20 protein-coding genes are annotated in these 22,459 nt (G+C 69.5%); 14 read left to right on the top strand and 6 right to left on the bottom strand.

What is annotated here, in order from left to right; all coding sequences use genetic code 11:
- Positions 1–216: 216 nt before the first annotated feature.
- The 4 genes from IPK71_14455 (at position 217) to IPK71_14440 (ending at position 4,593) form a co-directional block, all read left to right on the top strand.
- Positions 217–1,044: a kinase/pyrophosphorylase gene (locus IPK71_14455; GenBank protein MBK8214936.1), complete on the top strand. Its 828-nt coding sequence runs from the start codon at positions 217–219 to the stop codon at positions 1,042–1,044.
- Between the two features lie 72 nt (positions 1,045–1,116).
- Positions 1,117–1,992, top strand: a complete 876-nt coding sequence (locus tag IPK71_14450; GenBank protein ID MBK8214935.1) for a Uma2 family endonuclease — start codon at positions 1,117–1,119, stop codon at positions 1,990–1,992.
- Between the two features lie 55 nt (positions 1,993–2,047).
- Positions 2,048–3,739: a glutamine--tRNA ligase/YqeY domain fusion protein gene (locus IPK71_14445; GenBank protein MBK8214934.1), complete on the top strand. Its 1,692-nt coding sequence runs from the start codon at positions 2,048–2,050 to the stop codon at positions 3,737–3,739.
- A 2-nt stretch (positions 3,740–3,741) separates the two neighbouring features.
- A complete protein-coding gene (locus tag IPK71_14440; GenBank protein ID MBK8214933.1) occupies positions 3,742–4,593 on the top strand; it encodes a DUF4412 domain-containing protein in 852 nt (283 codons plus the stop codon).
- A 20-nt stretch (positions 4,594–4,613) separates the two neighbouring features.
- Here IPK71_14440 and IPK71_14435 read toward each other — a convergent pair whose 3' ends face one another.
- Positions 4,614–5,123: a hypothetical protein gene (locus tag IPK71_14435; protein ID MBK8214932.1), complete on the bottom strand. Its 510-nt coding sequence runs from the start codon at positions 5,121–5,123 to the stop codon at positions 4,614–4,616.
- Between the two features lie 102 nt (positions 5,124–5,225).
- Here IPK71_14435 and IPK71_14430 point away from each other — a divergent pair, with 102 nt between their 5' ends.
- Positions 5,226–6,344: a hypothetical protein gene (locus IPK71_14430; protein MBK8214931.1), complete on the top strand. Its 1,119-nt coding sequence runs from the start codon at positions 5,226–5,228 to the stop codon at positions 6,342–6,344.
- Between the two features lie 21 nt (positions 6,345–6,365).
- Here IPK71_14430 and IPK71_14425 read toward each other — a convergent pair whose 3' ends face one another.
- On the bottom strand, positions 6,366–6,737 hold the full coding sequence (locus IPK71_14425) for a hypothetical protein (protein ID MBK8214930.1): 372 nt from the start codon (positions 6,735–6,737) through the stop codon (positions 6,366–6,368).
- Positions 6,738–6,961: 224 nt separating this feature from the next.
- Here IPK71_14425 and proC point away from each other — a divergent pair, with 224 nt between their 5' ends.
- The 3 genes from proC to IPK71_14410 all read left to right on the top strand — a co-directional run bounded on the left by proC (position 6,962) and on the right by IPK71_14410 (position 10,936).
- A complete protein-coding gene (gene proC / locus IPK71_14420) occupies positions 6,962–7,807 on the top strand; it encodes a pyrroline-5-carboxylate reductase (protein ID MBK8214929.1) in 846 nt (281 codons plus the stop codon).
- Between the two features lie 75 nt (positions 7,808–7,882).
- Positions 7,883–8,125 carry a hypothetical protein gene (locus tag IPK71_14415; GenBank protein ID MBK8214928.1) on the top strand — a complete coding sequence of 81 codons (243 nt, stop codon included), beginning with the start codon at positions 7,883–7,885 and terminating at the stop codon, positions 8,123–8,125.
- An 81-nt stretch (positions 8,126–8,206) separates the two neighbouring features.
- Positions 8,207–10,936: an ERAP1-like C-terminal domain-containing protein gene (locus tag IPK71_14410; GenBank protein MBK8214927.1), complete on the top strand. Its 2,730-nt coding sequence runs from the start codon at positions 8,207–8,209 to the stop codon at positions 10,934–10,936.
- 8 nt (positions 10,937–10,944) lie between these two features.
- On the opposite strand, the gene IPK71_14405 is transcribed toward IPK71_14410, so the two are convergent.
- The gene (locus tag IPK71_14405) at positions 10,945–12,003 is read right to left on the bottom strand and encodes a site-2 protease family protein (protein MBK8214926.1); all 1,059 of its coding nucleotides are present in this window, start codon (positions 12,001–12,003) and stop codon (positions 10,945–10,947) included.
- Positions 12,004–12,106: 103 nt separating this feature from the next.
- On the opposite strand from IPK71_14405, the gene IPK71_14400 reads away from it, so the two are divergent.
- On the top strand, positions 12,107–14,107 hold the full coding sequence (locus IPK71_14400) for a TonB-dependent receptor (GenBank protein ID MBK8214925.1): 2,001 nt from the start codon (positions 12,107–12,109) through the stop codon (positions 14,105–14,107).
- An 18-nt stretch (positions 14,108–14,125) separates the two neighbouring features.
- On the opposite strand, the gene IPK71_14395 is transcribed toward IPK71_14400, so the two are convergent.
- The gene (locus IPK71_14395; protein ID MBK8214924.1) at positions 14,126–15,466 is read right to left on the bottom strand and encodes a hypothetical protein; all 1,341 of its coding nucleotides are present in this window, start codon (positions 15,464–15,466) and stop codon (positions 14,126–14,128) included.
- A gap of 46 nt (positions 15,467–15,512) precedes the next feature.
- Here IPK71_14395 and IPK71_14390 point away from each other — a divergent pair, with 46 nt between their 5' ends.
- The 4 genes from IPK71_14390 (at position 15,513) to IPK71_14375 (ending at position 19,742) form a co-directional block, all read left to right on the top strand.
- A complete protein-coding gene (locus IPK71_14390; GenBank protein ID MBK8214923.1) occupies positions 15,513–15,821 on the top strand; it encodes a hypothetical protein in 309 nt (102 codons plus the stop codon).
- Positions 15,822–15,906: 85 nt separating this feature from the next.
- Complete coding sequence (locus IPK71_14385; GenBank protein ID MBK8214922.1) at positions 15,907–17,025, top strand: hypothetical protein; 1,119 nt, start codon at positions 15,907–15,909, stop codon at positions 17,023–17,025.
- A gap of 148 nt (positions 17,026–17,173) precedes the next feature.
- Positions 17,174–18,745 (top strand): protein kinase, encoded by a 1,572-nt coding sequence (locus tag IPK71_14380; GenBank protein ID MBK8214921.1) that lies wholly within the window; start codon positions 17,174–17,176, stop codon positions 18,743–18,745.
- A gap of 115 nt (positions 18,746–18,860) precedes the next feature.
- The gene (locus tag IPK71_14375; GenBank protein MBK8214920.1) at positions 18,861–19,742 is read left to right on the top strand and encodes a hypothetical protein; all 882 of its coding nucleotides are present in this window, start codon (positions 18,861–18,863) and stop codon (positions 19,740–19,742) included.
- Positions 19,743–19,766: 24 nt separating this feature from the next.
- On the opposite strand, the gene IPK71_14370 is transcribed toward IPK71_14375, so the two are convergent.
- Positions 19,767–20,771, bottom strand: coding sequence for an iron ABC transporter permease (locus IPK71_14370; GenBank protein ID MBK8214919.1), 1,005 nt, complete (start codon positions 20,769–20,771; stop codon positions 19,767–19,769).
- Position 20,772: 1 nt separating this feature from the next.
- Positions 20,773–21,543 (bottom strand): type III pantothenate kinase, encoded by a 771-nt coding sequence (locus IPK71_14365; GenBank protein ID MBK8214918.1) that lies wholly within the window; start codon positions 21,541–21,543, stop codon positions 20,773–20,775.
- A 95-nt stretch (positions 21,544–21,638) separates the two neighbouring features.
- Here IPK71_14365 and IPK71_14360 point away from each other — a divergent pair, with 95 nt between their 5' ends.
- Positions 21,639–22,448, top strand: coding sequence for an amidohydrolase (locus tag IPK71_14360; GenBank protein MBK8214917.1), 810 nt, complete (start codon positions 21,639–21,641; stop codon positions 22,446–22,448).
- Positions 22,449–22,459: the final 11 nt, after the last annotated feature.

Below are 22,459 nucleotides of genomic sequence, written 5' to 3'. Positions count from 1 at the left end.
TGAAAGGTTCGTAGGCCCGGTGAAGCGAAAAAGGGGAGCACGAAAGGGAGGCGATCGACGCCCTCGGAGAAAAGCGTCGGCCTCCGTACGCCCCGCTTCAAGCCAAAACGAACTCGGCCGAATACCTCAACAAATTCGGACCATTGCACCGGCAACGCAGGTCGGAGACACGGGGGCGCCGAGTTTTGGTACCCTACGCCGCCGAAGAGGTCCCCTTTGGATACCAAGCGCATCGACGTTCTTTCGGATTCGACGGGCGAGACGGCAGAGAAGGTCGTCCGCGCGGCCATGCTGCAGTTCCCCCACTCGGGCGCGCAGATCCGGATCCACACGCGCATCCGCACCCAAGAGGCGGCGCGACCGATCCTAGAGCGGGCGGCCCAAGAGGGCGCGCTCGTGGTGTTCACGGTGGTCAGCCCCGAGCTCCGCGAGTTCATCCACGCGCAGAGCTACGAGCTGCGCGTCGAGGCGCTCGACCTCATCGGGTCGCTCATCGGCAAGCTCCAGGTCTACCTCGATCGCCAGCCCATCAACACGCCTCGCGGCATGCTCCCGCTCTCGGACGAGTACTTCCGCCGCATCGAGGCCGTCGAGTTCACCGTCAAGAGCGACGACGGCAAAGAGCCGCGCAATTTCAAGAAGGCCGACCTCGTGCTCGTGGGCGTGAGCCGCACCTCGAAGACGCCGCTCTCGACGCTGCTCGCGCAGAAGGGCCTCAAGGTCGCAAACTTGCCGCTCGTGCTCGGCGTCGAGCCGCCGCCCGAGCTCGAAGAGGGCAACCAGGAGCGCATCGTGGGGCTCACGATCGGCCTCGAGCCCCTCGTCGAGATCCGCAAGGCGCGCCTGAAGCAGCTCGGCATGAGCGTGGACGCGAGCTACGGCCTCAAAGAGCAGGTCAAAGAGGAGCTCGACTACGCCCACAAAATCTTCGCGAAGCACCCGCAATGGCCCGTGGTCGACGTCACGGGGCGCGCCATCGAGGAGACGGCCGTCATCATCCTCGAGGCCCTCAACGACCCGAACCGCCCGCGCGCCACGACCTGACCCGCGACCTGAGCCTCGGCGGACCCCCGGCGTGGCACGGGTGCCCGGGGTCGCGCTATGCTCCCGTGGGAGATGACCACCAAGGGATTCAAGGTCGACGCCGATGACCCGAGGGCGCCGCCCGCGGACGTGTGGGAGGCCATGACCGAGGCCGAGCGCGCGAAGGTCATAGCGTCCCTCCCCTCCGAGATCCCGCGCGCCCACCCTCCGGAGGGAGACAGGCATTTTCTCCCCAAAATCAAGGCACGCGAGGCCCTCGGCGAGTACTTCCGCCGCATCGGCCGAGGCGTCTACCTCGGGTCCGAGCTGCCGGTGTACTACCCCGGCGAGCGGGTCTTCGCCCCCGACCTCATCGCCGTGCTCGACGTCGATCCGCATCCGCGCGAGCGTTGGGCCGTCTCCCAAGAGAAGCGCGGCGTGGATCTGGCCCTCGAGATCACTCTCCACGGCGACCCGAAAAAGGACCTCGAACGCAACGTCGTGCTCTTCGCGCGGCTCGGCATCCCCGAGTACTTCGTGTTGGACGCGCGCACCTCGCGGCTCATCGGCTACCGGCTCGCCCCCGGCGATTCGACCTACACCCCCATCGTCCCGCAGGGCGGTCGCTGGACCTCCAAGGTGCTCGGCCTCGATCTCTCGCTCGAAGCGGGGCGCGTGCGCTTCTTCCACGGCTCGGCCGCGCTGCCGGAGGCCTCCGAGCTCATCGTCCGGCTCGAGGGCATGATGGACGATCTCACGACGCGCGTGGAGACCACGGACCGCGCACGCGAAGAAGCCGACCGCGCTCGCGAAGAAGCCGACCGTGCACGCGAAGAGGCCGACCGCGCTCGCGAAGAAGCCGACCGCGCTCGCGAAGAAGCCGACCGCGCACGCGAAGAAGCCGAGGCCCGCGCCGAGCGGCTCGCCAAGCGGCTGCGCGAGCTCGGGGTCGACCCCGACGACACCTGACCGCCCCGCGGATCCGCTCCGAATCCGCCCGAAGCCGCGCTATGGTCCCTGGGTCATGGCAACCGAGCCCAAAACGCCCGAGAGCGACAACCCCGGCAATTTCGTGGAGGAGCTCGTCCGCGCGGACGTCGAGGCCGGCAAGGCCCGGGTCGCGACCCGCTTCCCGCCCGAGCCGAACGGGTACCTCCACATCGGCCACGCCAAGTCGATCTGCCTGAATTTCGGCCTCGCCGAGGCGTTCGGCGGCACGTGCAACCTCCGGTTCGACGACACGAACCCCGAGGCCGAGGACGTCGAGTACGTCGAGGCCATCAAGGAGGACGTGAAGTGGCTCGGCTTCTCGTGGGCCGGCGAGGTCAAATTCGCTTCGGACTACTTCGAGCAGCTCTACGCGTTCGCCGTGAAGATGATCGAGAACGGCGACGCGTACGTCGACAGCCAGACGCTCGAGCAGATCCGCGAAGGCCGAGGCGACTTCTACAAGCCCGGCGTCGAGAGCCCGTTCCGGAGCCGCAGCGTCGCCGAAAACCTGGAGCTTTTCGCGAAGATGCGCGCAGGTGACTTCCCCGACGGCGCCCACGTCCTCCGCGCCAAGGGCGACATGACCTCGCCCGACGTGAAGATGCGCGACCCGGTCATGTACCGCATCCGCCGCGTGCACCACCACCGCACGAAAGATGCATGGTGCATCTATCCGCTCTACGACTGGGCGCACGGCCAGAGCGACTACATCGAGAACATCACGCACTCGGTGTGCTCGCTCGAGTTCATCAACCACAGGCCGCTCTACGAGTGGTTCTTGGACAAGGTCGGCGCGCCCGCCGAGAGGCCCAAGCAGATCGAGTTCGCGAAGCTCGCCCTCACGTACACGGTGATGTCGAAGCGAAGGCTCCGCGAGCTCGTCGAGAAGCAGATCGTGACGGGGTGGGACGACCCGCGCATGCCCACGCTCGCCGCGCTCCGCCGCCGCGGCGTGCCCCCCGAGTCGCTCCGCGCCCTCGCCGAGCGCGTCGGTGTGTCGACGTCCGAGTCCACGGTGGACGTGCTCCTCCTCGAGAACGCGATCCGCGACGCGCTCCTCCCGAAGAGCCCGCGGTACATGGGCGTCCTGCGGCCGCTCAAGGTCACGATCGTGAACTTCCCCGAGGGCGAGACCTTGACCCTCGACGCGCCTTACCTCCCCGACCAGCCCGAGGGCCCGACGCGCGCGCTCCCGCTGACGCGTGAGATCTACATCGACCAGGAGGACTTCATGGAGAACCCTCCGAAGAAGTTCTTCCGGCTCGCGCCCGGCCAGGAGGTGCGCCTCCGCTACGCGTGCCTCGTGAAGTGCGTGGGCGTGAAGAAGAACGGCGCGGGCGAGGTCGAAGAGGTGCTCTGCGAGTGGGACCCGGGCTCGAAGGGCGGCAACGCCCCCGACGGCCGCAAGGTGAAGGGCACGATCCACTGGGTGTCGCGCGCGCACGCCGTCCCCACGGAGGCCCGGCTCTACGATCGGCTCTACACGGTCGAGAACCCGCTCGCCGACAAGGAGAAGTCCTTCCTCGACTTCGTGAACCCGAGGTCGCTCGAGGTCGTGCCCTCGGCGATGCTCGAGCCCGCCCTCCGCGACGCGGCCGTCGGCACCACGGTGCAGCTCGAGCGCGTCGGGTACTTCTGCAAAGACCGCGACTCCAAGGACGGGGCGCCGGTGTGGAACCGTACGATCGGCCTCAAGGACTCGTGGGCCAAGGAAAAGGGAGCGTAGTCATGCGAACCATCCAGCTCGTCGGGGTGCTCTCGATCTGCACGATCTCCTCGGGCCTCTTCGGCTGCTCCAAGAAGGACGCCGCGACCGATCCGGTGGGCGAGGCCAAGGTGGCGTCGCCGCTCGGCGGCTCGTTCGAGGGCACCATCAGCGTCCACGTCGCGGGGAAGAAGGCCGAGAGCGGCCCCGTCGACTTCGACTGCACCCTCAAGAAGGACTCGCTCCGCATCGAGGTGCCGAAAGCTGTGCTCGCCAAAGACGAGAAGCTCGGCGCGCGAGCGTGGGCCGTATTCCGCGCGAGCGACAAGAAGGGCTTCTTCGCCATGGAGACGTCCAAGATGGCCTACACGGTCGACTTCGACGCTGCCGGAGACGAGCTCAAGAAGGCCGTGCCTCACGCGGGCGCACCCGGCATGGCCCCCTCGAAGGCCGCCGTGAAGCGCACCGGCAAGAAGGACACCGTGGCGGGCATCGCGTGCGACGAGTGGGAGGTCACCGAAGGGAACGACCGCGCCCTCGTGTGCATGGCCGAGGAGAGCGCGAGCTGGCTCAAGGTGCCGACCAAGGCCCTCCCGGACGACCTCGCGCTCACCGCCGAGCTCCTCGACGGAAAACACTTCCCGCTCCGCGTGGTCGCCTTCGAGAAGGGCGCCGAGTCGGGCCGCATCGAGGTCACCAAGATCGAGAAAAAGTCCATTCCTGACGGGGACTTCCAGGTCCCCGAAGGCTACCAGCAGATCGACGTGATGACCTTCCTCAAGGGTGGCATGGGCGCTCTCATGGGCCCGGCGGGCTCGGCCGATCGCCCCCCCGTATCGATGCCGCCGGTCGCCAAACCGAAGGCCAAGAAGTAGCGGCGAAGAGGCCCGTCGCGTCAGCAGCCGCAGACGAACGAGCAGTTGCTCGCGCCCGTGCGCGCGCACTCGACCATGCACTGCGGGTCGCAGCCGCGGTTGTTCGTGCTCGAAGGCGTGGGCTTCGTCGAGGACGACGTGGAGATGCACCGTCCCTCGTTGGCCTGGGCGCACACGAGCAGGCGATTTTGCTGGTCGAGGAGTTTCTTGGCGTCGGTGCAGGTGCGAGGCGTGCCGAGGGGGCAGAGGTCTTTGGCGCACGCGCACTGGATGTCGAACGTGCTCCCGTTCACGCGGAAGCCGCAGCCCGGGTAGACGTCTTGGTCGACCACGAGGCCCGGGCACACGCTGACGCCGGTACAGAGCACGGTGCGGGTCTCGACCTCGGTGCCGCAGCCGAGCCCACGGATCCCCGAGTCGGCGCCGCCGCCGTCGGCCGCGCCCTGGCCCCCCGTGCCGCTGCCGTCGCCCGTCCCGATGCTGGCGCCGCTGCACGCCGCGATCGCGACCGCGGTGAAAAAGAGGCTCATCGAGGCGACCACGTGTTTCCGGGACGGCATCCTCGTGCGTTATCCGAGCCGAAGGCGCCGGGCCAACTTCCCGGCGACCCGGGAAGCCGGTAGCCTCGGGCCATGACGATGGACGCCTACGCCCCCGCGGTGGACGAAAAAACGATGGGCCTCTCGAGGCTCGTGAGCGTGCTCGCGGAGGACGCGATCTTCGCGCTCGCGGCCGGTGGTGGTCCGCAGTCGCTCGAGCTCCTCGCGAAGCGACGGGGCGAGGCGTACTCGGCCGTGCTCGCCGGGCACCGCATCCAGACGATGACCACCGAGTTCGACCCGTGGCTCGTCTCGCTCACGCGCGCGATGGCGCCGGTCTGCCCGCCCGTCTCGCTCCCGATGGCCGACATCCTGCGCGAAGGTGTGACGCTCGAGGCGGGCGCTCGCGGCCTCCGCGCCCTCTTCTCGTCGAAGCCGAGCGAGAAGGACGTGATGCGCGTGAAGCGCGTGGGCACCCTCGCCGCGCGCGCCCTCCGCGCCGTCATGGCCGCCGACGGCACGACCGACCCCGAAGAGGCGCGCACGATCGCCGCGTTCCTGGGCTCGCTCGGCCTCCCCGAGGGCGAGACGAACCCCATCTACACCGAGGGCGTCGTGCCGGTGGCGCAGATCGAGCTCTACGGCGAGCTCGAGAAGGACATCGCCGAGGGCCTCGTGCGCGGCGCGTGGCTCGCGGCCGCGCTCGACGAGATCGACCCGCGCGAAGAGACCGTGGTCCGCACGCTCGCCGGCAAGCTCGCGCTCAAGGTCGAGGTGGTCGAGGCGCTACGAAACGACGCGATCGCGCGTGTCGACGCGCGCCGCCTCGTGGGCCTCGCGGCGACCGACGGCCTCCGATACGTCCTGTCCGATCGCGTCGCCCAGAGCGCTCAGATCCTGGCGCTGAAGACCGCCGAGCTCCTCCTCCCGAGGCGCTACCGCGACGAGGCGACGGGCCCCATCGCCCACAAGGTGCCCGCGACGCTCGGCCGCAGGTACACGCAGCTCCCGTCCGACGAGAAGCAGCTCGCGCTCGGCGTCATCTGGGCCGCGGCGCTCTGGGAGGACCCGACGCAATCGCGCCGCGCGCTCCTCCGCGCACGGCACGACAAGGTCGCCCAGGACCTCGGCGACGACGGGGGTCGCGCGCGCCACGCGATCGAGGCGTGGCTCTCCGACGTGCTCGCGCCGGCCGCGTTCCCGATGGCGTGATCCCGCGCAGACGCTGGGCGCCTACTTCGCCCCACACGCGATCCACTCGCCGAGCTTTTTGCGCTCCTCGCTGGTGGGCTCCGGGTCCTCACCCGGGCCCGGCATGTTGGTGTTCTCGCCGAGCGGGCCGCCCGCCGCGGTCGCCGCGATCTCTTTGGCCTCGCGCTGCACGTTCGCGAGCGTCGAGAGGTCGGGGCGCTCTTTTCCGGCGTGGCACGAGACACAGTACGTGTCCATGAACTGCCGGCCGAAATTCTCGTACGTGAGCGTCGAGGTCGTCGGGCAGGTGGCGCCGGTGGCCACGTTCTTCACCCCGGAGTCGCCACAGTGGGCCGAGAACAAAAACACGGCCCCCGACACCAGCAGACCCACGGCCTTATCACGTCGAATCATCGTCGGCTCCTCGGAGAGGGCTCCTCGTGCTCTCTCTCGTCTCCCTCGTGCACGGGCGAACGGGAACCGATCACGACCGGCGCCGAAATGCGCTCGAGCTTGCCATCTCGTCACGCCGCCGCGCCCACGAGCCGGCGAATCGAGGCCGGACGAAACGCCCTCACGATCTCCTCGAAGGTGCAGCAGCGGCTCGCGGTCTTGCCTTTCTGCTATACCGCGCCGTCATGAGCGCTGGAAAAGTCGGGTTCGTGGGCGGCGGAAACATGGCCGAGGCCCTCGTGAGGGGCCTCATCGGCGCCAAGGTGAAGAGCCCCGACCAGATCGTCGTGAGCGACGTGAAGGAGGAGCGCCTCGCGCACTTCGCGAAGACCCACGGCGTCGTCACGACGACGGACAACCACGCCCTCGTGAAGGACGTCGACGTCGTCGTCCTCTCGGTCAAGCCCCAGGTCGTCGACAAAGTCCTCGGTGCGCTCTCGTCCGATATACGCCCGGATCAACTCGTGATTTCGGTGGCGGCCGGCGTCCCGATCGCGGCCATGGAGGCCCGCCTCCCCGCCGCGACCCGGGTCGTGCGGACCATGCCGAACACCCCCGCCACGGCCCTCGCCGGAGCCACCGCGATCGCCGCGGGCTCGCACGCGACCTCGGCCGACGTGGCCACGGCGCGCGCGCTCTTCGAGGCCACGGGCCGCGTGGTCGTGCTCGACGAGTCCTTGCTGGACGCGGTGACGGGCCTCTCGGGCAGCGGCCCCGCCTACGTGATGCTCATCATCGAGGCCCTGGCCGACGGAGGGGTGAAGGTCGGGCTCCACCGCGACACGGCGCTCCTCCTCGCGGCGCAGACGGTGTACGGCTCGGCCAAGCTCCTCCTCGAGACGGGCGAGCACCCGGGCCGCCTCAAGGACATGGTGACGAGCCCGGGAGGAACGGCCATCGCGGGGCTCCACACCCTCGAGTCGGGGGCCCTCCGCAAGACGCTCATCGACGCCGTGGAGGCCGCCACGAAGCGCTCCATCGAGCTCGGCGATCAGATGGCCGCGAAGATGGGCGTGTCGCGAGAGCGTTGAAGGTCGCGCCCGAGACGCGCGAATCGCCCGCGGCCCCCTTTGACATCTCGCGCCAGCCGACTTACCCCCATGCCCATGACGAAGACCGACGCCCTCGTTTTGGCTGGCGACGCCGCGGAGATGCTCGAGCGCTACGGTTTGGTCGCGTGCGGCCGCCGTAAGGACGGCGAGACCCACCTCGACGTGTGGACCCGCGACGGTCGCGCGTACGAGCTCCCCGTGAGCGGTGACGAGCGCCTCGACGAGCTCGTCGCACGCTGCCTCGAGCTCGCGAAGATCCACGTGGTGACCGAGGTCCCCGAGGGCCTGCTCTCGTAGCGTCGGGCCGGAAAATCCGGCCATTTCGGCCTCGCGCGGTTCCCGCTCCACGGGGGCGACCGCACGCGCTATGAGCGAGGGATGCCTCGTGCGCCCCTCGCCCTCTCGCCCGTGCTCTTCGTCTCGGTCGTCGCGTCGTGCCTCGGGGCTTGCGAGCCTCCGTCGGCCAACATCCCACCGCCGACCCCCGCGCGACCGCGATCCCCTTCCGTCACGAAGGGCGTCGAGGCGAAGGCTCCCCCGGGGATCTTCTTGCCGCGCGCGATCTGGCCCAAGAAGAACCTCGCGACCCTGACGATCGATCCGGCGCGCGACACGTTCGACGGCGAGATGACGATCGAGCTCGACGTCCGCGAGGCCACGAACGTCGTCTGGCTGAACCGGGAAGATCTCACCCTGGCGCGCGCCGAGCTCGCGGGCTCCGGCGCCTCCGCGACGGGCACCCCTCTCACGATCGTCGACGGCGGCCCGGGCAGGGTCGGCCTCGTGAGCCAGGAGCCCATCCCCGTGGGCGCTGCCACGTTGCGTGTACTCTACAAAGGCATGCTCTCGGAGACCGAGGTCGACGGCGCCTCTCGGCAGGTCGAGAGCGGGGCGCCCTACGTGTTCACCCACTTCGAGCCGCTCGCCGCGCGGCGCGTCTTCCCCTGCTTCGACGAGCCCGCCTTCAAGTCGCCGTGGCAGCTCACGCTCCGCGTGAAGAAGGGAGACAAGGCCGTCTCGAACACCCCCATCCTCTCGGAGACCGAGGAGAAGGATGGCTTCTTCGCCGTTCGGTTCGCCGAGACGAAGCCCCTGCCGAGCTACCTCGTGGCGTTCGCCGTCGGGCCCTTCGGCTTCGTCGATGTGGGCCCGGTCGGGAAAAAGAAGACCCCGACGCGCATCGTGGTGCCTCGAGGGAAAGAGGCGTGGGCCACCTTCGCGAAGGAGAGTACGGGCCCCGTGCTCTCGCTCCTCGAGGACTACTTCGGCGAGGGCTACCCCTACGAGAAGCTCGATCTCATCGCGGTGCCGCTCTTCGGGGGGGCCATGGAGAACCCGGGCCTCGTGACGTACCGCCAGTCCCTCATTTTGGCGAAGCCGGGCCAAGAGTCGACCGGCTTTCGCCGCGCCTTCGCGAGCGTGAACGCCCACGAGCTCTCGCACCAGTGGTTCGGCGATCTCGTCACGACCGAGACGTGGGACGACCTCTGGTTGAACGAGGCGTTCGCGACCTGGATGACGCCCAAGATCATCGAGAAATTCCGCCCGGAGTGGGACATTCCCACCCAACGCGCAGCGTCGGCGAACGGGGCCATGCGCGCCGACTCCCTCGTGACCGCGCGCGCGATCCGGCAGCCCATCACGTCGAACGACGACATCAAGAACGCCTTCGACGGGATCACGTACCAAAAGGGCGCGGCGACCATCGCGATGTTCGAACGATGGGTCGGACCCGACGTCTTCCAGCGGGGCGTGCGCCGCTACATGCGCGAGCACGCCCACCGCACGGCAAAGGCGGCCGACTTCCTCGGCGCGGTGTCCGCCGAGGCCGGAAAAGACGTGGCGACCCCGTTCCAGACGTTCCTCACGCGGCCCGGCGTGCCCGTCCTCGCGACCGAGGTCCGCTGCGACGCAAAGGGCGCGAGGCTCTCGCTGCGGCAGTCGCGCTACGTGCCGCTCGGCGCCGACGCCCCCAAGACCGCGACGGATCCGTGGCAAATCCCGGTGTGCGCGCGGGCGAACGACGGCAAGAAGGAGTCTGCATCCTGCACGCTCTTCGGAGGGGGAGAGGGCGAGATCGCGCTGCCCACGTGCCCTAGGTGGGTGCTCCCGAACGACGGCGGCTCGGGCTACTTCCGCACGGCGCCCGCGCCGAAGGACCTCAAGGCCCTGCTCGGAGGCTTCTCGAAGCTCACCCCCGCCGAGAAGATCGTCACCACGAACGACGTGGGCGCGGCGGTGCGCGCCGGCGCGCTGGAGATGAGCGCCGTGCTCGAGCTCGTCCCCACCCTCGCCCGCGACGAGAACGTCCACGTGAGGGACCTCGCGGTGCAAATCGTGAGCGGCCTGCGGGACGGCGGGCTCGTCGCCCGCGCGGAGCTCCCCGCGTACACCGCGTGGGTTCGAAAGCTCTTCGGCGAGCTCGCCAAGAAGAATGGCACGAAGGCGCTCGCGGGCGAGGGCGAAGAGGCCAAGTGGGCGAGGGCGTCCGTGCTCGATCTCGTGGCCGACCAGGGCGGCGACACGGCACTACGTGCAGAGTGCACGAACCTCGCGAAGGCGTGGCTCGCCGATCGTGGCGCCGTCGAGCCGGAGGTCCTCGGCGTAGTGCTCGGGGTGGCGGCGGCGTACGGCGACGCGGCGCTCTTCGACGCGTACCTCGCCGAAGCGAAACGTGCGAGCGACCGCGTCGATCGCGAGCGGCTCATCTGGGCCCTCGGGTCCTTCCGGGAGCCCACGCTCCACGCGCGCGCGCTCGGTCTCGTGCTCTCGAAGGACCTCGACGCCCGAGAGTCGGTGCGGATCCTCTTCGCGTCGCTGCGCCTGCCCGAGACCACGGCGCGCGCGTACACGTTCCTCACCGAGAGCTTCGACGCGATCGTCGCTCGGCTCCCGCGGGACTACGGCGCGGGGTTCCCCCAGGTGGGCGCGGCCCTCTGCGACACCGAAAAAGCGAATCTTATCGAGAGCTTCTTCGCGGAGCGGTCGAAGCGCTTCGTGGGCGGACCGAGGCAGCTCACGCAGGCCCTCGAGGGCATGAGGCAGTGCGGTGCGACGAAGGCACGCGCCCTGCCCCGCGTCGCCACGTTCTTGCGCGCGGCGCGGTGACGCCCCGCCTACTTCTTCAAGAAGATGTCGCTGTAGGTGGCGAAGAGGAACAGCATGAAGAACATCACGAGGCCGACGACGTGCACCTTCGCCTCGGTCTTCGCGTCGGCCTTGCGGCGCGCGACGCCCTCGTAGAGGAGAAAGAGCATTCGGCCGCCGTCGAGCGCGGGGAACGGCAAGAGGTTGAACGCGCCGATGTAGGCCGAGAGCCCACCGAACTGGCGCAGCGCCTCGTCGATGCTCTCGCGCACCGTGGCGCTCATGTCTTTGACGATGCCCACGACGCTGCTGACCTGCGGCTTCTCTTTGAAGGTGAGCATGCGGGCCATGCCCTGGACGAAGCCGATGACCACCTTCGGCGGCGACTTGACGCTGAGCACGACGGCCTCACCGACGGACACGGGGAGCACGTAGCTCTCGGGCCCGATCAGGATCTTGCCGACGGCCTTCGGGTCGTCGGGGGCGGTCGGGTCCTTCTGGGGGGTGGGCTTCAGGTGGAGGATCTGGCCGTTTCGCTCGATTTCGAGGTCGATCTCTTGGCCGGCGTGTGGGCCGATGAGGCGCGTCAGGTCCTTCCAGTCGGAGACCTTCTCGCCGTTCACCGACACCATACGATCCCCGGCGACGACGCCCACCTTGGCCGCGGGACCGTCGGGGTGGACGCTGACCCGCATGCTCGTCTCGTCGACGATGCGCTGCCCACCGATGAGGAAGCCGAAGAAGAAGAAGACGGACGCGAAGAGGTAGTTGGCGATCGACCCTGCGCAGATGGTGGCGATGCGCGCCTTGAGCGACGCGTTGGCGTAGCTGCCCTTGTCGTCCTCCGCGATCTCCTCGTAGGGGTTCATCCCCGCGATCTTCACGTAGGCGAGGAAGGGGATGATGCCGACCTGGAAGGTGGTCGGGCTGTCCTTCGGCTTGTGCTTCCAAATGGTGGGACCGAACCCGATCGAGAATTTCTCGACCCGCATGCCGAAGTAGCGCGCGACGAAGTAGTGTCCGGCCTCGTGGACGATCATGAGGAGGGCAAGCCCGAGTATCGTCAGGACGTACGAGCCGATGCGCATGTCCCCGAAGTGTAACCAATCGGAGAAAGCTGCGCGAAGGGACTCGACCCCGCCCCCCCGAAGAAGGGCGATTTCCTGCCCAACCGCTTGCCTTTTGGTGGGCTTGACCCTCTACTTCGGCGGCTTGCGTGGCGTGGCTCGTGCGGCCGAGCCCGAAGAGGTGTCCGTGCGAGGTGGCGAGGCGGGAGGCTTCGTCGCCAAGGCCGACGAGCGCCGCGCCCCACGCGAGATCACCGACGCCGCGAGCCTCGTCTCTCCGCTCCCGGGGGTGCACGTCCGCAGGCTCGGGGGAGACGACGCGTTCGCGACGATCTCGATCCGCGGCTCGTCGTCGTCGCAGGTGGCCATCTCGCTCGCGGGGGTTCCCCTCACGGGGGGCGCAGATCCGAGCCTCGATCTGGCGACGCTGCCGCTTTGGCCGGGCATCGAGGCGCGCGCGTACCGGAGCTTCGCGCCGGCGACGCTGGGGCAAGGCTCGCTCGGGGGCACGCTCGCCATCGCGGCGCCGAGGGTGGGAGGGCCCGCCCGCACCGAGGTGTGGTCGGCCGTGGGGTCGTTCGGGGCCATGCGCCTCCGCGCAGCCGACTCGCGATCCCTCGGGGAGGGCGAGCTCGCCCCGCACGTGACCACGGCCATCTCGGCGAACCGGAGCGACGGCGACTTCTCCTACGTCGATCCGTTGGCCGCCGCGGCAGGCACGGAACGCACACAAATCCGCGAAAACGCTTCTGTTTCTGCTGCAAACGGGCTCGTCTCGTGGTCGCTCCCCGTGAGGACGGCCCACGCGCGCCCGGGCAGGATCACGGCCCTCGTACTGCTCCAAGCGAGGCGCCAAGGGAACCCGGGGACCACGAAGGCCCCCACGACCACGGAGACGCTCTCGAGCGGCCGCGCCGTAGGCTCGATCGAGGTCGCCCTGCCTTTGCTCGCCGAGAGCACCGCGTACGCGCGGCTCTGGGGGAGGCGCGACGCCCTCTCGCTCCGCGCGCGCCCCGACGAGGCCATTCGAACGCTCACGCCGAGCTTCACCGACGACACCGTGGCGGCGGCTGGCGGCTCGCTCGGGCTCCGCGCACGCCCGCACCCACGCGCGCGCGTCGACCTTCGCCTCGATGCCCAGGGAGAGCGGTTCGCGCCCGGCACGTGGGAGGGCGCGACGTCCCCCGCGGGGGCCACACGCGCCCAGACCGGCGTGGGCACCGATCTCGACCTTCGACCGCACGAGCGCGTCACGCTCGCCGCGAGCGGGCGCGTGGACGTGTGGCACGACACCTCGAACGACGCGCTCACACGCAGCGAGGACGCGGCGCGCGCCACGGGGCACGTGGGCGCCGAGGCCACCTTTGGTCCCGTGGTGCTCGCGAGCCACGTCGGGCACCTCGCGAGGGCCCCAGGTTTCGTCGAGAGGTACGGCAACCGCGGCATGGTGCTCGGCTCCCCCGATCTCCGCCCCGAGGCCGCCACGACGCTCGACGCCGGCGCGAAGGTCGGAGGAGCCCGAGGCGCGCTGCGCGGGTACGCCGAGCTCACCGGGTTCTCCACGTGGGCCGACGATCTCATCGTGCTCGTGCCGCAGGGCGCGTACGGGCGCGCGCGCGCCACCAACATAGGAGAGGCGCGGATCGCCGGCCTCGAGGCGCTCGTCGACGGGAAGGCGGGGCCGCTCGACTCACGTGTATCCTACACGTACTTGGCAACGGCCAACGACACGGCCTGCGACGTCACGCGCCCCTCGACCGGACCGTGCGCGCCCGCGCCCCTCCCGGGTCGCCCGGGGCACGACCTGGTCGTCGACGTGGGGGTCACGCTGGGGCCCGCGCGATTTCGCTACGGGCTCGACGTGGTGGCCGATTTGCGGGCCGATCTCTCGGGTGCCGTGACCGTCCCGCCGCGCGCGCTCCAGAGCGTCGGAGCTCGGGTGACGTTGCCCTACGGCCCCCACGTCGTCACCTTCGCGCTCGATGTGTCGAACCTCTTCGACGTACGCGCGGCGAGCTACACGGGGCTCTTCGGGCCGGTGCGCGAGCCCATCGGCGACCTCTACGAGTACCCGCTCCCCGGGCGCGCGTTCCTCGCGTCGATGAGGCTCACCTCGCCGCGGTGACCGCGCATCGTTCGCCCGTCACGCGTCCACCTCGCGCACGAGCACGCGTGGGGCCCCGAGCGCGCCCGCGGGGTGGAACGTGAGGAGGAGCCCGAACACACGCAGCCCCGCGCTCGCCGAGGCCTTCGGGGCCTTCTTCGGCACGAAGCGCGCGGCGACGTCGTACGTCCCCGGGGGAATCTCGAGCACCTCGTCCTCGCCGCCCGACACGCTCGAGAGGAGGAGCGGGCCTCGCACGACGAGCGGAAAAGCCACCGCGCGGACCACGCCTTCGAGCGCGACGACGTCGCCGTCGGAGAGTGTCACCTCGGCGTCGACGTAGTCCGTGTCGGACGGAGTCCCGATGCCGACCATGGTCGGAAAGAGCGACATCCCGAGCGCGTGATCGTCGGGGCGCTGGAAATGCACGAGCGCCCTCTCCTCGCCCGTGAGCGTTTCGGGCCCGAGGTGGACCTGCGAGTACTCGGCCAACACGCGCCGCTTCTGGACCTTGGGCGCGGGCTTCGGCGCGGCGCTCGTCGCGGCGTCGAGGGCCTCGTCGATCGCGCGGAGCGCCGCCTCGCGCTCGGCCTCGTCGAGACGCACGACGTCGCGAAGACCTCCCTCGGCGATGAACCGCGCGACCCTCGGTAACCCGAGCGCGGTCTGAACCAGGAACGCCTCGTCGCCGAACCGCTCACCCTGCCGCGCGATCCACGCGGGGATGCGCGCTGCCTCTCCGAGCTCGAGCGCGAGGTCCAGCGCGAGCACGAGCTCGTCGCCGTACCCAGCGCCGCGAGCCTCCGGGTCCCACGTGTCGACGAGGGGCACCAGGCGGTCCAGCGCCTCGCGCCTCCGCCCTTCTCTCGCGAGCGCTTGGATGCGGCGCCAACGGTCGTTGGTGCGCCACGGATCGCCCTCGGGCAGCTCGGCCCATGCGTCCGTCGCGGGAGGCCTCGCGTAGGCGTCGCGCAGGATCCGGCCACACACCTCCACCTCGCCCGCCGCGACGCGCTCCGCGAGCGCCCCCGAAGGTGCCTTCCCGCGCGCGAACGAGGTACGAGGCTCGCCCCCGGTCCTGTCGCCGAGGCCCGCCGCGAGGCAGAACCCGTCCATCGCCTGGGTCGAGAGGGCCGTCGCGACGTCGGTCGGCGCCGGCAAACGTGCACCATACATCCACCCGAGCACGACCTCGGCCCGCCCGACGTCGCCCGCCATCGCGAAGACCTCGAAGGCCTCGAAGAGGAGCGCATGGAGCTTCTTGGGCTTCGCCTTCGCGATCGCCTTCGCGAGCCGCGCGAGCTTCGCGACGAACGGGCTCTTCTTTTTCCCCACCATTCGCCCCATGGTGCGCCGACGGACCGCCTGGAGGGAAGTCACTCGGAGCGCCTTGCCAGAAATTCCGCGAGAACGTAAGGGTTTCCCCATGATGCCTCTCGTGCCGCGCAAGCTCGTCACCGTCGTCGCCCCCGAATCGGCCGAGGAGTCGCTCACCCAGGCGATCTCCGCGCTCGGGCTCGGCGTGAGCGGCGTGCCCACCCACGGCAAAGGGCGGCACGGGGTGAGGCCCGATCCGTGGCACGGGGCGAACGTCGAGCTCCACGTCGTGACCACCGAGGCCGGCCTCGTCACGCTGTTCGAGATGCTGGAGAAGCAGTTTTTGCCGGCGACGAACCTGTTCGCGTGGGTCACCGACGTGTCCGTGTGGGCCGGCTCGACCAAAGTGCCCGAGTAGGAGCCGGACCCCACATCGGGTGGCACGTTTTTCCGGGCCCTGACCCTTCCCCCCCGGGAAAAGAAGGGCTAGCGTCCCGTGCCCCATGACCCAGCAGAATCCCGGAGACCAAGGCGGACTCACCCTCACCGGCGGCGCGGCCATCCTCGCGCCGATCTCGGCCTTCCCGAACGGCGTGCCGTCGAACGCCCTCGTGCTCATCCCGCTCGCGCCGAACGGGCAGCCGAACGAGAAGACCGTGGTCGAAGGCCCCGTGAAGCTCGAGATGGACGAGGTGTGGAAGCTCCTCGGGTTCAACGGCCCCGCCGTGCAGGTCCAAGACGAGCAGGGTCGCCCCATCGCGATCGGCCGCGACGACCTCCTCTCGGGCCTCGAGAAGCACTGGACCGAGGACGGCGAGGACCTCATGCGCGGCCGTATCTACGCGCAAGAGCTCATGAAATACGGGTTCCACGCCAAGGCCGAGGGCGTGCTCGCCAAGGTCGTCGCGAAGAGCATGGACAACGGGGACGACTGGCTCGGCCTCGGCGTCGCGCAGCTCGCGCAGGAGAAGTTCGAGAAGGCCGAGCGCACCCTCAAGGGCGCGCAGAACCTCATGAAGGACAACCCCTACCCGCAGCTCCACCTCGCGAAGCTCTACAAGGCTCAGAAGGACTACACCAAGGAGCGCGAGGCGGCCGAGCGGGCCATCCAGATCCAGCCGCTCGCGGTCGACGCCTGGGCGTACCTCTTCAACTGCATCAAAGACAACGAGTCCGAGGACAAGGCGGTCGCGGCCCTCGAAGAGCTGTCGGACGCGCCGGTCAACGCGAAGAGCGCGGCCCCGTACGTGGCGCTCCAAGGGTTTTACTCGGGCGAAGAGGCCACCCGCGACAAGGCGATCGGCTTCGCGAAGAAGGGCGTGCAGCGCTCGCCGCAAGATCCGATCGCGCTCCTCTGCCTCTCGGCGCTCTACGGGCAAGCGAACCAGCTCGACGAGGTGGTGAAGCTCCTCCAGCCTCACGAGCCGATGATGGCGCAGGACGTCCGCCTCGCGCACAACTACTTCGAGGCGCTCTTCCAGCAGCGCGACCTCGGCAAGATCACGGGCCTCTTGAACAAGCTCGCGACCTCGTCGAACCGCGAGGTGAAGCAGTTCGCCATCGAGCGCGCGCAGGCCATCAAGCAGATGCTCGCGCAGCAGCAAGCCTCGCTCCCGCAGTGACCGGAGGCCCCGCCGACCGAAAGGCGGGCACGAACGAAGGGCCGCGCTCCGAGAGGGGCGCGGTTTTTTTCCATGGAAGCTCATGGACCTGCGTTCAGTGGACGCCACATTTGCGCCTTTCGGCGCGATTGTCCGCTATTCTCGAGGGGTGGGACCCTCCCAGCCAGATGGCAACGTCCGAGTCATCGGACGCTATGCCCTCTATGGCCCGCTCGCGGCGGGTGGCATGGCCACGGTGCATTTCGGGCGGCTGCTCGGACCCGTAGGGTTTTCCCGCACCGTCGCGATCAAGCGCCTGCACGCGCAGTTCGCCCAAGATCCCGAGTTCGTGTCGATGTTCCTCGACGAGGCCCGCCTCGCCGCGCGTATCCGCCACCCGAACGTCGTGCCCACGCTCGACGTCGTCGCGACCGACGGCGAGCTCTTCCTCGTCATGGATTACGTCGCGGGAGAGTCCCTCGCGCGCCTCGCGCGGACCTTCGCCGACAGGGGCACGCGCATGCCCTTCCGCATCGCCTCGGCGATCATGGCCGGGGTGCTCCACGGGCTCCACGCCGCGCACGAAGCCAAAGACGAGCGGGGCATGGCGCTCGGCATCGTGCACCGCGACGTGTCGCCTCAGAACGTGCTCGTCGGCACCGACGGGGTCGCCAAAATCCTCGACTTCGGCGTCGCCAAGGCCGCGGGGCGATCGCAGACCACGCGCGAGGGCCAAATCAAAGGCAAGCTCGCGTACATGCCTCCGGAGCAGCTCCGCGGCATGCCCGTCACGCGCGGCACCGACATCTACGCCGCGGGCGTCGTCCTCTGGGAGCTCGTCACCGGGCAGCGGCTCTTCTCGGGCGACAACGAGGGAGTGATCGTCGCCAAGGTCCTCCACGGCGACGTCCAGTCGCCTTCCTCCGTGCTCGCGGAGAAAGGCGCGAGGCTCACGGGAGACGAGGTCGCCGCGCTCCCTCGGCTCGAGCGCATCCTGTTCCGCGCGCTCGCGGCGACGCCCGAAGAACGGTTCGCGACCGCCAAGGAGATGGCCGTCGAGCTCGAACGTGCCGTCCCTCCGGCGACGAGCTCCGACGTGGGCGAGTGGGTCGAGGTCCACGCCCACGCGGTGCTCGAGCAGCGTGCCGTGCGCGTCGCCGAGATCGAGAGCGGCGCGACCGACATCCCGCTCGAGGCGAGGCCCTCGGGGCGCATGCCGACGGCCGTCGCGGTGGTGGCCAACGCCGAGAACCCCACCCGCATCGTCAGCCCCTCGAACCCCGACATCACCCCCCCGGTCACGCAGCCTTCGAGCCTCTCGGTCGTCACCGGGACGTCGTCGATCCCCGCCGCGCGGCCGAACGCGAACAGCTGGGTGTTCGTCCTCGGCATCGCGGTCCTGGCTCTCCTCGTGATCGGGGGAGGGGTGGCGTTCCGTTACTCGAAGCCCCCCCCCACCGTGGGAGCCGAGCCGACCGCGAGCGCGCCACTGGGGTCCGGCCCCTCGACGAGCCCCTCCGCACCGCCGACCGCGAGCACGCCCTCCGCGGTCGTCGTGGGGGTTGGAGTCTCTCCGGAGCCGTCGGCGAGCGCACCCACACCACCTCACACCGGAGCCTCGACGGCTTCCACGCCTCCGAAGAAGCCGCCGCCTTTCGTGCCCAGGCCGGCGAACACGTGCAATCCGCCCTACACGACGGACGTGAACGGTATCCGGCACTACAAACCCGGCTGCATCTGAGCGCGGTTGGGCCGTTCGGGTCGCCGAAACGAGCCCTGTCGGCACAAAACCGAGCCGGCCTCGAAATTGTTCTTCCGCGCAGGGGCCTTTGGGGGCGATCCTTCGGGTGAGCCCGATGCGTGGTCCTCTGGTCGTCAGCCTCATCTTGCTTTCCGCCTTCGGCGGAACGTCCGCAGCTTACGCGGGCGAAAAAGAAGCGTGCCTCGCCGCGTCGGTCGAGGGACAGCAGAGCCGTGCGGCCGGTAAGTTGGTCGAGGCGAAGGAGAAGTTCTTGGTGTGCGCGAGGGAGGTCTGCCCGCCCATCGTTCGCCAAGACTGCTCCACCTGGAACGACGAGGTCGCGAAGGTCATCCCCACCGTGAGCATCGGCGTGAAGGACGCGCAGGGCCACGACCTCTTCGACGTCCGCGTGTCCGTCGACGGGCGGGTCGTGACCGAGCACCTCGACGGCAAGTCGTTCCCGATCGACCCGGGCACCCACGTCGTCCGCGCGGATGACGGCGCCCACGCGCCCGTCGAAGAGCGCATTCTGGTGAAGGAGGGCGAGAAGGCCCGCCCGGTGAACCTGAAGTTCGCCGTCCCCAAACCTCAAGGCGAGTCGAAGCCGGGCGAACCCACTCCCGAGTCTCCGAACGCCGACGCGGCTCCGGGGCGATCGCCCCTTCCGTTCGTCGTGCTCGGGGTCGGTGTCGCCGCCACCGCCGTCGGCATCGGGCTCCACTTCAAGGGCAAGGGCGACTTTCCGTCGAACTGCGACGAGAGCACCAAGGTCTGCAGCCCCGGTCCTGGCGTGGACGTCGCTCAAACGTCCGACGCGGCGCAGAGCGCCGTCAACCTGCGCAACGTGGGCACGGCCCTCGCGGTCGGCGGCTCGGCGTTCATCGTCGGCGGGCTCGTGTGGTTCTTCCTCGACTCGCCCGCCCCGAAGAAGACGGCGCGCGTGCTGCCCGGCTTCGGCCCAGGGTACGCGGGCCTCTCGTTCTCGAGCGCCTTCTGACGTCCGCCTCGAGCGCGCGCGACCTCAGCGGCGGCGACGCAAGAGCCAGACGAGCAGCGGACCTCCGACGAGCGCGGTGATGGCGCCGACCGGAGGCGTGGTGCCGAGCGCGCGGAACGCGATCCGCGCGGCCATGTCGCAGAGGACAAGGAACGCCGCTCCGCCAAAAAAGGCAGTAGGTACGAGGACTTTCACGTCGGGACCGATCGCACGGCGCAGCGCGTGGGGCACGACGAGGCCCACGAACCCGATGAGCCCCGTGACGCTCACGACCGCACCGACCACGAGCGACGACGCGAAGAGGGCGCGCCGCGAGAGCGCTCGTGTGTCGACCCCGAGGCTCTCGGCGGTCTCGTCCCCGAGGGCGAGCAGGTTGAGCGAGGGGGCGTCGCGGAAGAGCACGAGACAGCCCGCGACCGTGTACACGGTGACGAACACGATGGCCTCCGGGCGCGAGGTCGCGTCGAGGAACCCGACGAGCCAGAAGAGGAGAGCCTGGGATTTCTCGGCGGAGACCGTGGTCTTGAGGAGGGTGATGAGCGCGGAGGCGAAGGCGTTCACGACCACACCGACGAGGAGCACGGTGGCTTTGCCCTCGTGCCCACGGCCTCGAGAGAGCGCCTGGACGACCATCACGGCGAGCAGCCCACCCGCGAGCGCCGCGAGGGGAAGGAGCGATGCCCCGAGCCACGAGAGCTGCGAGAGCCCGAGCACGATCGCGACCGTCGCGCCGAGCGCCGAGCCCCCCGACACGCCGAGCACGTAGGGCTCCGCGAGCGGGTTTCGTAGCGAAGCCTGGAGCGCGACGCCGACCGTGCTGAGCCCCGCGCCCGCCACCGCCCCGAGCACGACGCGAGGAAGACGAACCAGCACCACCGCGCGGTCGAAGCCGTCCTCCGCGAGCGCGCGCCCGAGCGAGACCGGCTCGGCTCCGACGACGACGCCGAGCACGAGCGCGACGACGAACGCGACGACGGACGCCGTCACCGCGAAGCGAGCGGGCACGCGCGCGCGCGCCACGGTCGCCACGTCAGCCCTCCACGTTGCGCTCGTAGAGGAGCCGCAAGCCCACGAGGGTGAGCTCGTCGTCGACCTCGGCGATGCGGGAGGACAGCGGCCCGATGACCTTCGCGATGCCCCCGGTCGCGATCACCTGGCACGGGTAGCCGAGCTCGGCGACGAGCCTGTCGATGAGGCCGTCGACCAGGCCGACGTAGCCGTACACGATGCCCGATTGCATCGAGTGCACGGTGTTCCGACCGACCACCTTCGGGGGCTTCGCGATCTCGACACGAGGGAGCTTGGCCGCGCGAGCGAACAGGGCGTCGGCGCTGATGTTCACGCCCGGCGCGATGACCCCACCGAGGTACTCCCCCTTCGGCGAGACGCAGTCGAAGGTAGTGGCCGTGCCGAAGTCGACGATGATGCACGCGCCACGCACGCGCTCGAACGCGGCCACGGCGTTGACGATGCGGTCGGCCCCGACCTCCTTCGGGTTCTCGTAGAGGATCGGCATTCCCGAACGAATTCCAGGACCTACGACCAGTGCTTCCTTGCCGAAGGCGCGGCGGACGAGGGCGACCATCGGCTCGGTGAGGGTCGGCACCACGCTCGCGACGATGGCGCCGGACACGGCCTCGGACGGCACCTCGGCCATGGCGAGGAGCTGCCGCAAGACGACCGCGTACTCGTCCGAGGTGCGACCGCGGCTCGACTCGACCCGAAACTGGTGGACGAGCCGCTCTCCTTCGAAGAGGCCGTAGACGATGTTGGTGTTCCCGACGTCGATGGTGAGCAGCATGCGGGCGCGAGCTTAGCGCGGCCGAGACGCGAAAGAGCGCGCATCGTCGCCGAAAAAGGGTGCACCATCGCGCAACCCAAGGAGGCGACACGATCATGACCATCGACGTGTGGATGCAGCACCCGACGCCGAGCTTCTTGCGCAACGACATCTTCGCCTCGCTGCTCCGCTGGACGGGCCAGACCATCCCGGAGGGAGAGATCCCCATCGAGCTGACGCTGGGCGCGATGGACGCGGCCTCCGTCGGCGTGGGCCTCCTCTCCGCGTGGTACGGCCCGAACGGCGCGTGGATCTCGAACGACGAGGTGGCGGCCCTCGTGCGCGCGCACCCCACCCGCTTCCACGGCCTCGCGAGCGTGAACGTGATGGAGCCCATGACCGCGGTGCGCGAGCTTCGGCGCGCGGTGAAGGAGCTCGGCATGAAGGGGCTACGGCTCCTGCCTTGGCTCTTCGGGCTCCCGCCGAACGACCGGCGGTACTACCCGCTCTACGCCGAGTGCGTGGAGCTCGGTGTGCCCTTCTGCACGCAGGTGGGGCACACGGGGCCGCTGCGGACGTCGGAGACGGGGCGGCCCATCCCGTACATCGACGACGTCGCGCTCGACTTTCCCGAGCTCGTCATCGTGGCTGGCCACATCGGCTACCCGTGGACCGAAGAGATGATCGCGCTCGCCCGCAAGTACCCGAACGTCTACATCGACACGTCGGCGTACACGGCCAAACGCTACCCCGAGACGCTCGTCGCGTTCATGCGCGAGCGAGGGCGGAAGAAGGTGCTCTTCGGCTCGAATTTCCCAATGATTCTGCCGGGTAAAGCCCTCGAGCACCTCGACGCGCTCGGCCTCGACGACGAGGCCCGCGGGCTCTTCTTGGAGGGCAACGCGAAGCGGGTCTTCGGCCTCTGACGGGAGCGCGC

The organism is Myxococcales bacterium (genome assembly GCA_016712525.1).
Taxonomy (GTDB): domain Bacteria; phylum Myxococcota_A; class Polyangia; order Polyangiales; family Polyangiaceae; genus JAAFHV01.
This window is presented reverse-complemented; position numbering and strand designations above follow the sequence as displayed.